This window comes from Legionella wadsworthii DSM 21896 = ATCC 33877 (assembly GCF_000701265.1).
GTDB lineage: Bacteria > Pseudomonadota > Gammaproteobacteria > Legionellales > Legionellaceae > Legionella > Legionella wadsworthii.
Window position 1 is genome coordinate 688,572 of record NZ_KL370759.1, and the last position, 13,154, is coordinate 701,725.

The window sequence follows — 13,154 nt, forward strand, 5'->3', positions numbered from 1 at the left end:
AGTTAATGAGCTTTGCAATCACTGTCTTGGATATAGGATTCATCCATTTTTTTTAAAGAAGGTTCTTCTCTGATTAAAATTTCTTGTAACTGCTCAATCTTTTGTAATTTCTCTCGTAATCTATCCTTTGATGAGGAAAACACAAAACCCATAGCTTTTTCATCTGTAGAGATTTTATTGAACTCAAGGTCTGTTTTTATTCGTGCTAATTTTAGTATATTGTAGAGATGGACCATCATATCTTCCTGGTCAATAAAGGCCCTATAATCAATATTGGGAGTAATCTCAAAAAAACCTAGATCTCTAACCCAGGTACAGCGTTCACAAACCTTTTTTAAAAGAGCTTTCTTTTCTTCTAAAGGTAGTTTAACCATCTTAGTGAGTTTTAACAAATGCTTGGCATCAGAGAGTAATGCGAGAATGACTGGTTGATTCTGTTCCCATGTTTCTCTTTTGATAGAGGATAAAGAAAGTTCATAATTTCTGCAAATTGCTCGCACAGACCCGAGAATACGTTCATCATCAAATGGTTTTTTGTTATTTAAACCTCCAATAACCCAATACAGAAGAAATTGATATACCTGAGCTCCTTGTAACGCATCAAATTCTATTGGTTTTTGATGTAAACGTGGTGTTTTTAACTGTTCCAGAGTAAGTTTGAATTCCTCAGCATGGGGTTCAAATTGACTTTCATTAAATAAATATAAATGCCGCATACAAGTTGAAAGCTCAATTGGATTAATTTTTCGTTTAAATAGCTCAAGGGGACATTGTTCACCTTTAACTTTTTGATAATTATAAAGATGTAAAAGTCTTAATAAACTAAAATCAATGCGCATATTTTAAATTCCTATATTTAATTCAAAAAAAATAATTAAAATGCAGAATTAGTAAATAATAGTTACCATGGTTTTTTATATTACAAACAGAGGGCGATGAAATGCAATCTTTTTTATGTTGAGAAAATAAGAAATTTTTCTGCTAATAAACAGCAATCCAATGCAGTAGTGATTTATCCATCCTGAGTCGTTGTTGAATCATTCACGATAAGTTTACCTTTCCAATTCGTTTTTTTCCTGATCATCAGACCTGAGGCATACAACACAATACCAGTGAGTATTAAAGATAATGTGCGGAGGATTGAAGGCGTTGAGGCTGCATCGTAAAGTAATGCTTTACCCGCAGCAAAAAATAAAACGATAAGAACTGACTTTGCAATGTGAACATCTTTTCTAAAGGTGGAGACCCATAATATAACCAGAACATAGGCAAGCCATGATGAAGATACAGCCAAAGTGCTGTATTGATTGGTTAACTGATAGAGACTCATGATTGCAAGCAGGTGAGCAGCTGCTAATAAAACATAATAATACTCTTCTCTTTGAACCAATTCCTTACGATTTTTTATGAGTGGATACCAGATACTGGCATAAGAGATACAAGCGACTACAGACCAAGAGAATTCCTGTACATTAAGTAGATGTCCCAAAATACTTAAATATTCAATACCCAGAATAGCAGCTAGGGCCACGCAGGGTATCAAAGAGGGAATATTCTTTTGTATCGGTTTGATTTTATCCTGGAATAAAGTACAGGTAAAAACAATAAGTGGAAAAAGCCAGGGTCTTAGGCTTAAAGGCAAGAGACCAAGATAAATCGAATGAAAACAAACAAGTGTAACAAAAGTGAGCACGACATTACGACTATTAAAATGTCGGTCTGGAAACCATCTTTTAGCTGAATGATAAAGGCCAATCAAAAGAGCTGCTGAGGCCAAAGATACCCACGAAGCCACCGTTTGATCGATACGGCTGATGTAGTAATATTCCATTGCATAAAAAATTAATAAGACTGGAAAAAGGCTCCAGGACTCTTTTTCAGTTAAATGTTTTTGTGTCAATTGAGTATGAAATAGTGTACCTACGGAATAAATAAGAAAATTGAGCGCAAGCACTGTTGCAATTAAAATATCTTGATTTAGCTTAAGTCCTATGGCTGCGGTTATGGAAATAGCCAGGTAAGCTGAAATCATCGTTAAAGTGCGAGACTCTACCCATATCGCAAGTGTGGCAAAATTCAATGAGCAAATGGTGAAGTAGTACAAAGAAAATATAGCATTGTTTTCTACACCTGCAACAATAGGCGCAATGTAAGCGCCTATTGTTGCTACAATAGCGTAAATATCATGTTTAAATCGCAGATAGAACCAGACAGAAACTCCTGAAACAATAGTAGAAATCGCAATCACAGTTTGAAATGAGATGAGTAAGTAGTATTGATATGCAGCAAAACAGGTTAAATATAGAATCGTAGCGCCCGCAGCGGGTAGAAAACAAGCATAGATTCTGTCTGAATTAGAAATAACTATTCCTGCTGTAAATAAGGCCATTCCTAACAATGTAGCAACCCCAAGTTGTTTTTCATGCGTTAACCATCCTGATTCTATGGATAACTTCACAATAAAACATGCTGCAAGTATAAAACATACTGAAGCAACAAATCCCAGCCAATTTCCTGACATGGGTTTGGGCGAGGATTTAGCCAGATATTTTTTATTTTCTATTAATTGCTTTGATGATGGGGGTACGGCAATGCCATTAATTCGTTCAATTATGGACACTCGTGCTTCAAGCGTTTGTAGATTTTTTTCAACATCAACTGATTTCAAAGCATAACCCTATTTAACTAAATATGAGCAATTTTACACCATTTTGCATATTTATTTCGAGTGTTCTAGACAAATTTATAAAAAAATCTTTCCTATGGGTAATTGCTTCTCAATTATCTAAGATGCCATAGAAGAAAAGACAATTAAAATAATTCCTCTTTCAGCACCATTCAGGCTCTTTCTTAGATGAGAACATCTATATGACTCGCCCAAAATCAGCACCGCGTGTCATTATGATTATTTTATAGAATAATAGATTGATCTTCAGATACTGAAAAAGTTAACATGGATTTAAACTAAGAAATACCAATAATTTTCCATCCATTTCCAGGATTAAAGCTGGGTACACTTGTAAAAACGTAGATGCATCCCTTAGGATCAATTGCAAATAAGGCAGTGCCCAATAGATTTTTTTCATTTTTTAGGTACTGTTGGTAGGAAAACTGTTCTGTCAGTACAGTTGTTTTTATCTTAGCGCCTTGGTTGAGTAGATTTTCTATATATTCATAGGTCACCTCCTGAGTAAAAGCCCTTCGACCACTGTGTTTAAAACTAAATCGCTCCTCCTTTTGACCCACCTGATGCAGTATTGTTTTAATCGCAAAAATCTCACGCTCATGAAAAAAATAACGATAATGTTTCGCAGCAAGAATATTGGATTCCAAATAGGGCGTAAGGATCAATAAGAACTTTAACTTTAAGAAATTTAGATTATTTTCTACATGCTGAGAGATTGGATTTCCCCACATAGTGTTTAATCCTTTCATTTTTGCATCGCTAAGGTCGGACCATTCCTCATCAACCAGACACACATAAAAACCATTTTCCTGTAATTGTTTTGCAATTGCTTGCGCGACTTTATTAGCTCCAATGATAAGAAAACCCTGGGGTTCTGGTTCTGCTACCTTTAGTTTTAATGCGATTGTTTTTGCGGTTAAGCTTTGTAAAATAATGGTGCCCATGATCATAAAAAACGTGAGGGGAACCAGTTTGTTGGCATCAGCATAACCTAAAGTGTCTAAACGCATGGCAAATAAAGCAGAAATAGCCGCTGCAACAATTCCTCTAGGGGCTATCCACGCAAGCATATGCCTTTCTGGCATTGTCAACGATGACCCTAAAGAGCATAGATATACATTCAAAGGCCGTATAATAAATTGTAGAACCAAAAATAATAAGAGGGCAGGGAAGCCTAAAATTAAAAAAGAAGATAAATTAATTCGAGCAGCTAAAAGAATAAATAAAATTGAGACAAGTACCAAACTCAAACTTTCTTTAAAATTTAAAATATCATCTAATTCAATACCCTTCATATTAGCAAACGTCAATCCCATAACAGTAACGGCAAGCAGACCTGATTCAGGAATAATATAATTTGAGCAGGAAAAAACGATACTTATCATGCTCAGTACAGCAAAGTTTTGTAAATATTGAGGAAAAAAATATCTTTTAAAGGCTATTCCCAGGAGCGTACTTCCTAAAATACCTAAAGAAACGCCCACTATAACTATTTTTCCAAATATAAAAGCTCCAGATATAAACCCATGAGATAAATTATTGGAAATAATAAACTCAAACACCAATACTGCTAAAATAGCACCAATAGGATCAATTAAAATGCCCTCCCATCGTAATACATTGGCAACATTGTCATTAGGTCGTAATATCCTTAACATAGGCGCTATCACCGTAGGACCGGTCACAGTCATAAGCGAAGCAAATAAGAACGAAATTTGCCATGAAAAATGAATTAAGTAATGGGTTGCTATAGCGACTGCTAAAAAAGTCACTAATGCCCCCACGCTAATTAAATTGCGTATTACACTACCAATGCCCTTAATTTTAGAAAACTTTAAAGTCATGCTGCCTTCAAAGAGAATTACTGCGACAGAAAATGAAATGAAGGGAGGTAGTAATGTTCCTAATTGTTCATCAGGTTGAAGCCAATGCATTACTGGACCAAAAAATATTCCACTAAATAGTAAAAAAATAATTGCTGGTAATTTGAGGTAAGAAGCCAACCATTGGCATATAAAACCAGTAAGTAAAATCAATGAGAACATAAGAACAATTTTTTCGGACATGATAAATCTCGAATCTCATTTATTTACATGATAAAGAGCTCATGAAAATGAATGGCCATATGTTATTAATTATAATACGAGATGAATAAATTGAGTTTTGAAGAAGGCTTGAGTTATAGAAACAAGTAGATCCATTAGCTACAGAGGGTTCAAAATTCAATTTTATTTAAGCAAAATGAATCATATCCATTCGGATAGATAAGGAAAATTAAAAAGGATTAGATGATTTTATATTTTAGGTCGAAACTATGACCTAAAATATTGGCCTCACATTAGCAATGTGTATTCATTTCTTCAACATGCTTTTTCCATTCTTTATCTTTTTTAAAGACAAAATTGGCAGCTTCCTCTATGAAGTAACTAATATCTTCAATCTGAGTCCAAGCACAATATTCGTTGATCATTTTATAAGTTTCTTCACTTAATTCAATTTTGATTTTTTCTTTTTTCATATCTGGTTTTTGTTTAATAATTGCCATCTTTGTACTCGCATTGAATTAGATTACACAAAATATATTAACATAGAAGATATTCTATTTAAAACTGAAGTATGTTCATGTATCAAAGCTTTATATACTTTTTTTAAAAATTTATATTTAATATATTTGAAACCCTCAGACTCAAAAACATGAGTATATTAACATCAACCCCTTTTTCTATGGATTACCTTTATATCATTCATTGAATTATTGAATTACTTTGTAAGTAATATAAAGTTTCATGAAGGGGAGGTCTTTTTGATGATAAACAACAAAAATTCATTGGATAAAATTACTCTAGAAACGAGCATTAATCCTGTGATATTAAAAGACATTTATGAATATTGTGCCTGGGCAAATATCAAAGATATAAACCTATTTATCGAAAAATCAGCCAAATGCTATTTGGAGGATAAAAATTTAAAACAAAGGAAAGAATAGAAAATACCAAAAGCGAAAATTTGACCGAAGATCCCTGAATTAGCAAAAACAGAAATTAAAATGGATCAATAAAGACAATTTATTTTATTTTACTTGCTTTCTGTTTTTTCTTCCATTCCTTGTCTTTTGAAAATACAAACATGCTTGCTTCTTCAATGAAGAAACCTAAATCTTGGATAGAAGCCCATTCACAATATTGTTGTATTTGGTCTAAGGTATTTTTTGAAATATCTACTTTTAATTTCTTTTTAGGTCTAAGTTGATCACCAGAAATTATTGCCATTAAAATTCCTTTTATTCAAATTTTCAAAATTTTATCGAATCTCTTGGAGTGTTGCAAGGCTTCTTCAATAGAAGGCGTCTGTTGAAGCAACTGCTTATCTATTGAATATTTACTCATTCAAGACCAGTCCAGTGTCAGTTACGACTTACTTTTCAATTCATTAGAATTACCGTGTAATTGTTTGGCATTTGTTAGCTGAGCATGGGCATCGGTGTTTGAACGACTTTTCTTTTTCTTTTTACTGGACTTTGAATCATTTTGATCACTATTACCTCTGGCGTTCTTTAATTTATCAACTGCCCCTTTATTCTGTTCTTTAAGAGCATAAGACATGGTGAGTGGAAATTTTTCCATTAGAGAGAATATATTTTGCATATATTCCAGAAAATAATTTGTGTTCTTAATGAATAGGTTGAGGCTGTTTTTGTAAAATTCTGTAGGATTCATGAGTCCACTGGATGAAAAATGAAGCAGGTCCTTTAAATATCTTTGATTTTGTTCTACGAGATTACTTACTGACTCATTAATGTCTCTAGAGATATTATCTCCATGTTCGTTTAACATCATCTCTCTCCATTAGTATTCTTAACTTAGATCCATGTTGAATTCAAAGCAAAAAACAAATATATAATACTATTTATGCAAATAAAACATCACATTATTATTTTTTATGAGGTACTTTTTCACCTTCCTTTCTTGCTTTGGATAAACCTATAGCTACGGCTTGCTTTCTGCTTTTTACTTTTTTATCGCTTTTGCCGATGTGCGCTTCACCTTTTTTATATTCATGCATCTCTTTTTCTACTTCTTTTTGCGCACCTTTGCTGTATTTATTCATGGATATCTCCCATTAAATTTCCATTTAATTCCTTAAAGTATCAGTACATTATTTAATAAAATTAAGAACTGTATTTCTTTTAATTATAGCTAAAAAAACTTTTAGATTTAAGTGAAGGAGCATGGGGATTTCTCAGGAAAATTTTATTTAATATAAAACAATTTTTTTTATGCAAAATTTTTAACTATAATTTAATTGTATTTTTTAAGGAGAAAAGATATGAAAAAATTAGGCATAGTTAGAACTGATGATGTGATAGGAAAAGAAGTAAAATCCCCAGCTCTAGAATCTTTAGGAGAGGTGGAAGAAATAGTATTAGATAAACACACAGGAGAAACAAAATATGTGGTTTTATCTTTTGGAGGCTTTCTAGGGCTAGGTGAAAAATATTTTGCCATTCCTTGGAAGAGCATCAGTTATAATGATAATGAAGATTCTTTCATACTTAATATCGATAAATCCCAATTAAAAGAAGAATATGGATTTGATAAAAATAACTGGCCAGATATGGCAACTTGGCCGTCAACTATTGATAATTATTATCATCGTAATTAAATATAAAAGTTATAAAAGGCATTGCTAATTCAATGCCTTTTATCATTTAATACCAGAAATTTAAACGATAATTTGAGGAGAACTGATATGAAAAAAGGAAAAGAAAAACAGGAGCATCCTGAAAAAAAAGATATCAAAAATGTATGTAAGGTATCTCCCAAGGCAAATAGCACCGAAGAGGTATGCGATAAAGTCAATAAAGCACAGCAGGAGAAACACAATAAATGAAGGTTCCAATGTTTAAGGAATGTTATACGTATTAGGCTGAAGAAAACTGATATTCATTATGGATAAATTAATTTAATAATCTCACTTCATGAGCTTGGTATCCTTTTTCATTTTTAATTTTTATAAAAGAAACTTTGTCCCCTATGGTTAAATTTTTAAAACCTGACACTTTGATAAATTTATAATGTACAAAATATTCAACTTCATTTGAAATAATAAATCCGTATCCTTTTTGTGTATTAAACCATTTCACAGTTCCCTCAACCAAGTCTTCCATAAATTTTAATTCCTTTATATAAATATTATTATTATTTTTTTATTATTTATATTAAAAAATAAATTAATTAATAAAACAAGACATTGGTAAATACCTTGTAAAATTTATAACGAATAATGTGCTACTTTAATATATATTGACATTTAAATTACTTTATTTGAGTAAAATTAAATAGATGAATTAAATCTAGATTTAAAATCAATATCAAAAAAATTTAGTATATATCAATAAACTTTGATTTAAAGGATTGACTATGCATAGTTTAATAATTCGGAAAGATTTCATTGCCCAGCATTTTTTAATAGGAAAAGATTTTGGTTTTGAAAGTAGTATTCACTCTCATAACTATGGTTTTGAATTGGAAATTGAAAATGCATTATTAAATCAATATAATTTTTTAGTGGATGTCGAAGATATCAACAAACAAATAAATACTCTAATCGACTATTTTCAAGATAGAATCTTAAATGATCTTCCTGAATTTAAAGATCAAAATCCAAGTTTGGAATTTTTTTCTAAGATTTTATGGAAAAAATTTAACGAAGATTTTTTCATACCCGCCAACAGTTTGGTTACAGTTCGTTTATCAGAAGATAGAATTGCTCAGGCAGCTTACAGAGAAATTAGATAGTACTTGTAACGTTTTTGGGAGTTGGTTGGCTTCATTTCCATGCATTCGGTTGTATTTGCTCATCTAAGAATAAAACAAGCCCACAAGCTCGAAAATATGTTAAGAATATGTTAAGGATGCGCTGATATAATACAATGTGTCTATCTTCGTATATTCACTGGAGTTCAAAATGCATATTCTTTTAAAAGAAAACTAGGGGGATTACATGAAGTTTTATACTAATCTCGAATCTTTTATTTTCGCCTATGAGACAGGATCCTTTGCAGAAGCTGCTAAAAAGTTAAATATTACACAAGCAGCAGTTTCCATCCAAATTAAAAACTTAGAAATTTACCTCGGGGAAATCCTTTTTAAACGCAATGCAAAAAGTATTTTGCCTACCCAGGCAGCCAAAAAACTATTTACTTTGATCTCAGAACCTTTTGATAAAATACGTGGAGTGGTAGAAAATTTTTCAAAATATACCAATTCAATGAGCGGCGAAATTTTTATAAGTTGTATCAATGAATTTGCCCAAAATATATTAATGAAATCAATTGGGGTATGTCTTGAACATGAAATTAAATTAAAAGTCAATTACATCCCTAAAGATTTTGATATCATTCATGCTTTGCAAAATAACACAATTGATTTTGGTATCATATCTATTAAGTTTGAAAATCCCAATTTTAAATTTATTAAGCTTTTTGATGATGAACTGATGTTTGTTGGTACTGAAAGATGGGAAAAATACATCGATAATACTTCTGCCTCAGCTTTTTACCAAAGCCTTAAAAGTTTGCGCTGGGTAGCATATGAAGATGCAATGCCATTTCTGAAAAGGTATTTTGAGCTTGCCCTGGATACATCTCCTAATTTTATCGAACCCTCTCTTACGTTTACCGATTTAAATGGAATGGTTCGCGCTGCGGTAAATGGTTATGGCGTCGCCTGTTTACCTAAATCTTATATTTTGCCTTATTTAGAAAATAAATCGCTGGTCCAGCTTCATTGCCCACAGACACCTCCTCGATATGTTGTATATTTGATTTATCGAACTAAGAGTATGTTGCATAAACGCATGAACTTTTTTAAGGATCTTATTGCTCAATCAGTCACAGCTTAATTCATCATAGAAAGCAGTAAGCGCCAAAAAAGCTAAGAACTTTGCTGATACTTTAGGTTATTCAGCAGAACAATTTACCGTATTAGCTCTTCAAGACTCTATTGAACATTATGGTATTCATATGCTTGTTGAAATAAAAGCGGGCATAGGTTTTCTCGGGAGTTAGATGTAGTTTATGATTAAAACCATCTTGTTCATGCGCCTTGAATAACCGTTATAAAACATTATTGGAAGAATTAAAAAGATAATATCTACTGTGAGGCGTAATGATGAAATCCTACATTAGGCTAGAATCTTGATAAAAGAGAAACGCTCACCATGTTTGTGATTTGTTGGGTTTCTCTTTATATATCAACTGACTTAGGAAATAACGAAAAGTTGTCGTCACACGACATAATGCCAACAACTGCCGATATCCCAGATTTTCAAATACAGCTAAAAATAGTTGTAAAATTATATCAATAGTACGCTGATATTTATCGAAACTGATAATGCTGATTAATGTAGTTCCAATTGTAATCATTCCCGAAAAACCGGCTGTTGCGATAAAAAACAAAAGAGCCATTTTCCAATTGATGATATTGAAGTACATGGAAAGTGCTACTGCTATGTAACCAAAGAATTCAATGATTGGTCCTAAAAATTCTGCAATAAAAAGAAAGGGATAAGAAAGTAAGCCCGTCGCACCAAATTTATAATTAAACAGGAGTTTTTTATGCCGAAACAAACTATCAATGAGCCCTCGATGCCAACGTGCCCGTTGTGACCATAATGCAATCATGTTAGAAGGACAATGAGTCCATGCGGCTGCAGAAAATGAATACCCAATTCGATAAGGGTAATTATGGATTCGCATATATTCATGAAGAGAGACAATGATTTCCATGTCTTCTCCCGGGGCTTGTACGTTATATCCTCCGACTGTCAGCACGGCTTGCCGCTCTAACATCGTTAACGCACCCGCCAAAACAAGCGGGCCGCGAAATGGCTTCCATCCAGTCCGGCCAAAAAGGAATGCCCTTAAATATTCGCAGCTCTGAATGGCCTCAATTGTTGAAGAGGACATTTTTGGGTCGATTAACTCACCATCTTTGTATTTACAACCATTCAAGATGTAAACGGCTCCTCCTTCTGCAATAGTATGAGGTTTACTAAGCATTGAAAATACAAGAATGGGAATGGCATCAGGTTCGAGTAATGTATCGGCATCAATCGACATCAACAAGGGAGTATTACATAAATTCACACCTACATTTAAACTGTCTGCTTTGCCACTGTGTTCTTTATCTATGACAATTAGATTTGCATATTTTTTTGATTGATAAAAACCTTTCACCTCAGCAATTGTTTTTATTTTCTTCGAAAAGGTTAGAAAAACATCGATTAAATCAAAATCTTTCTTTAAAAATGGCAAGGTGTTGTCCGTTGCCCCATCATTAATAACAATAATCTTCAAGTTCGGATAATTGGATCTTAATAATGATTGCACCGTATTTGTAATCACTTTTTCTTCATTATAGGCTGGTACAAGGGCAGTAACTGAGGGCAAAATCCGGGAATCACTTAAAAATTCAATATTTTTTCTCTTTGCTTCCTGGAATCGCAAAAGAACATCAGGAATAGATGTTATCAGCAAAAAAAGATAAAAAGCATTAATAACAAGATAAAACCAGATAATGGCTATGTTGATAAAGAATATAAATTCACTTATCGAAAAAATCATGTTTTACTTACTCCATTTAAGTACTGATTGATTATTTATTTAATAATATCAAAATCAGTAATTACTGGTTGATGCAACACTGAAATGGCTGCCTCGTAAGCATAGCGATCAATTTGTGGATTTTGAGCTTGCAATTTTGATACTCCTTCTTCGCCCATATTTTTCAGGGCGGTCGCAGCATTAATTCTGACGTTCCATATTTTGTCTTTTAAGCATCGATCAAGTACATCAACAGCTTTTTTTGCACCTATCTCTCCAAGTAGTCGGCAGGCTGTTGCCCTTACCTCCCATCGTGTATCTTCAGATTGTTTTAATAAGTAAGGAATTGACTGTTTTTTTTGATTATAAGCCATATAGCGCATTGATGAGAGCTGTAATTCAATATTATCTGAATGGAGATCAGTAAAAAGGCTAAATACTTCTCTTAAAGGACATTTAGGGAATGTCATCAACAGCTTATAACATATTGCTTTGACATAAGGGTTTGTTTCTTTGGCTAAACGTGCTTCAATGATCGAGGCAATTTGCGGTTCGGCTCCATTAAAAAGATTTAAAAAAATGGTTTGTCCCAATCTGCGTACGGGAGTCATTTTATCTATAACTTGATTAATTAATGTCTCATCACCGGAGTTCACTGCGGCTTTCGCTGCATGAAAATAGATGATCGGTATTTTTTCTTGCAGTAATCGGCTCACTATAGGAACATCTTGTTCCCCCAGGGCAAGACAAAAACATTGTGAGGATATGATTCGCATTCTTCCGAAGGAACTGGTGGCATTTTGCCTTGCTAAAGGAAGTAAAATATTATGAATGAGCGCCAAGCGGAGTTTTTTCCAAGAATCACCAAGTTCTAATTGGTCATATTTTTGAATTATTGACAAAATGATATCTATTTTCCTCCACCGACGAGGAAATCGAATGGGGTATCCCTCTGTAAAATTTGAAAGCGCTGCATTTAAATAAGCTTCAATTTTATTTTTAATTTGATCCTTTTTGCGTTGCTGTAATATAAATATCGAGCGAATCATATAAGCTACAACGATTATCAAAAAAATAAAAAAACCTTCAAAAATAATCACAATACTCGTAAGTTTTGTAATCATGATAAATGCCTCTTTGAACCATTTTTGGATAAGTGTGCGTTAGCATTTACAATATCTATAAATGTTTTTACCCTATCCTGGCCATAATAACCATGGACATAATATTTATCTTTTTTATTTATACTTTTGCTTAATTCTTCGATAGTTTTAATCGTCTCAAGGGTGTAGATACTTTCTGGAATTATAGGAATATTTATAAGCTTAATACCTATTATTTTTGCATTGTATTTTTCCTGAAAATACAACCATGGCTCCGCAGGTAATATAATTGGGTCAAGTAAGGAAATAATACCTGTATAGCCCTTGGCTTTTAGAAGAATTAATTGATTCTTATCTGGATAAGGACCACCGGTAAAATGACCGTCTATTGATGTAATTTCTCGCTCCATGGTTGCTCGAGGCATGATCCAATAACTCAAAGTGAGTATCCAAAAAATGGTAATAGCCGCCGCAAAAAAATTTTTATCCGAGCGATTGTTCGAATGAAAAAGCCAAATAGTCAACCATTTTGCAAACAATACAGAATATAAAAGGCTCCCAAGTATCACACAGAGAATTATTAAATGGACGTAGTATTCTGACCATTGGCTTTGTTGCATAAAAGTGACTAAACTTCGAATAATCAATACAATTGTAAATGTTCCTAAAGGGAAATAAACTGCAATGAACATCACTAAAAAAAGAGTGATTTTTTTAAATGTTTCTTTTATTTTTATATTCATAAATTGTCAACACACTT

Annotated in this window: 16 protein-coding genes; 5 read left to right on the forward strand and 11 right to left on the reverse strand. The window is 32.8% G+C overall.

Annotation, left to right across the window (positions count from 1 at the left end; all coding sequences use genetic code 11):
• Positions 1–2: 2 nt before the first annotated feature.
• The 4 genes from BU07_RS0109160 to BU07_RS0109175 all read right to left on the reverse strand — a co-directional run bounded on the left by BU07_RS0109160 (position 3) and on the right by BU07_RS0109175 (position 5,231).
• Positions 3–839 carry a hypothetical protein gene (locus BU07_RS0109160; RefSeq protein ID WP_031565384.1) on the reverse strand — a complete coding sequence of 279 codons (837 nt, stop codon included), beginning with the start codon at positions 837–839 and terminating at the stop codon, positions 3–5.
• A gap of 173 nt (positions 840–1,012) precedes the next feature.
• The gene (locus BU07_RS0109165) at positions 1,013–2,668 is read right to left on the reverse strand and encodes a DUF2339 domain-containing protein (RefSeq protein ID WP_031565387.1); all 1,656 of its coding nucleotides are present in this window, start codon (positions 2,666–2,668) and stop codon (positions 1,013–1,015) included.
• A 296-nt stretch (positions 2,669–2,964) separates the two neighbouring features.
• The gene (locus tag BU07_RS0109170) at positions 2,965–4,752 is read right to left on the reverse strand and encodes a cation:proton antiporter (RefSeq protein ID WP_031565389.1); all 1,788 of its coding nucleotides are present in this window, start codon (positions 4,750–4,752) and stop codon (positions 2,965–2,967) included.
• Between the two features lie 272 nt (positions 4,753–5,024).
• On the reverse strand, positions 5,025–5,231 hold the full coding sequence (locus BU07_RS0109175) for a hypothetical protein (RefSeq protein ID WP_031565391.1): 207 nt from the start codon (positions 5,229–5,231) through the stop codon (positions 5,025–5,027).
• 261 nt (positions 5,232–5,492) lie between these two features.
• Between BU07_RS0109175 and BU07_RS0109180 the strand changes: the two genes are divergently transcribed.
• Positions 5,493–5,672, forward strand: a complete 180-nt coding sequence (locus tag BU07_RS0109180; protein ID WP_031565392.1) for a hypothetical protein — start codon at positions 5,493–5,495, stop codon at positions 5,670–5,672.
• 79 nt (positions 5,673–5,751) lie between these two features.
• On the opposite strand, the gene BU07_RS0109185 is transcribed toward BU07_RS0109180, so the two are convergent.
• The 3 genes from BU07_RS0109185 to BU07_RS17420 all read right to left on the reverse strand — a co-directional run bounded on the left by BU07_RS0109185 (position 5,752) and on the right by BU07_RS17420 (position 6,799).
• The gene (locus BU07_RS0109185; protein WP_031565394.1) at positions 5,752–5,955 is read right to left on the reverse strand and encodes a hypothetical protein; all 204 of its coding nucleotides are present in this window, start codon (positions 5,953–5,955) and stop codon (positions 5,752–5,754) included.
• A 138-nt stretch (positions 5,956–6,093) separates the two neighbouring features.
• A complete protein-coding gene (locus tag BU07_RS0109190) occupies positions 6,094–6,522 on the reverse strand; it encodes a hypothetical protein (RefSeq protein ID WP_133134461.1) in 429 nt (142 codons plus the stop codon).
• 94 nt (positions 6,523–6,616) lie between these two features.
• Positions 6,617–6,799 (reverse strand): DUF6496 domain-containing protein, encoded by a 183-nt coding sequence (locus tag BU07_RS17420; protein ID WP_115262293.1) that lies wholly within the window; start codon positions 6,797–6,799, stop codon positions 6,617–6,619.
• 213 nt (positions 6,800–7,012) lie between these two features.
• On the opposite strand from BU07_RS17420, the gene BU07_RS0109200 reads away from it, so the two are divergent.
• Together BU07_RS0109200 and BU07_RS17425 are read left to right on the forward strand one after the other, a co-directional pair.
• Entirely contained in the window at positions 7,013–7,348 is a 336-nt protein-coding gene (locus BU07_RS0109200; protein WP_031565398.1) for a PRC-barrel domain-containing protein, read from the forward strand.
• A gap of 87 nt (positions 7,349–7,435) precedes the next feature.
• Entirely contained in the window at positions 7,436–7,576 is a 141-nt protein-coding gene (locus BU07_RS17425) for a hypothetical protein (protein WP_154659370.1), read from the forward strand.
• Between the two features lie 67 nt (positions 7,577–7,643).
• Here BU07_RS17425 and BU07_RS0109210 read toward each other — a convergent pair whose 3' ends face one another.
• Complete coding sequence (locus BU07_RS0109210; RefSeq protein ID WP_031565400.1) at positions 7,644–7,853, reverse strand: cold-shock protein; 210 nt, start codon at positions 7,851–7,853, stop codon at positions 7,644–7,646.
• A 253-nt stretch (positions 7,854–8,106) separates the two neighbouring features.
• On the opposite strand from BU07_RS0109210, the gene BU07_RS0109215 reads away from it, so the two are divergent.
• Positions 8,107–8,484 carry a 6-pyruvoyl trahydropterin synthase family protein gene (locus tag BU07_RS0109215; protein WP_031565402.1) on the forward strand — a complete coding sequence of 126 codons (378 nt, stop codon included), beginning with the start codon at positions 8,107–8,109 and terminating at the stop codon, positions 8,482–8,484.
• A 205-nt stretch (positions 8,485–8,689) separates the two neighbouring features.
• Positions 8,690–9,589, forward strand: a complete 900-nt coding sequence (locus tag BU07_RS0109220; RefSeq protein ID WP_031565403.1) for a LysR family transcriptional regulator — start codon at positions 8,690–8,692, stop codon at positions 9,587–9,589.
• Between the two features lie 313 nt (positions 9,590–9,902).
• Here BU07_RS0109220 and BU07_RS0109225 read toward each other — a convergent pair whose 3' ends face one another.
• The 3 genes from BU07_RS0109225 to BU07_RS0109235 are packed head-to-tail and all read right to left on the reverse strand — an operon-like array spanning position 9,903 to position 13,137.
• Positions 9,903–11,312 carry a glycosyltransferase family 2 protein gene (locus BU07_RS0109225; protein ID WP_051635526.1) on the reverse strand — a complete coding sequence of 470 codons (1,410 nt, stop codon included), beginning with the start codon at positions 11,310–11,312 and terminating at the stop codon, positions 9,903–9,905.
• Positions 11,313–11,347: 35 nt separating this feature from the next.
• Positions 11,348–12,415, reverse strand: coding sequence for a HEAT repeat domain-containing protein (locus BU07_RS0109230; RefSeq protein WP_031565407.1), 1,068 nt, complete (start codon positions 12,413–12,415; stop codon positions 11,348–11,350).
• Complete coding sequence (locus BU07_RS0109235; protein ID WP_031565410.1) at positions 12,412–13,137, reverse strand: hypothetical protein; 726 nt, start codon at positions 13,135–13,137, stop codon at positions 12,412–12,414. Before BU07_RS0109235 ends, BU07_RS0109230 begins: the two co-directional genes overlap by 4 nt.
• Positions 13,138–13,154: the final 17 nt, after the last annotated feature.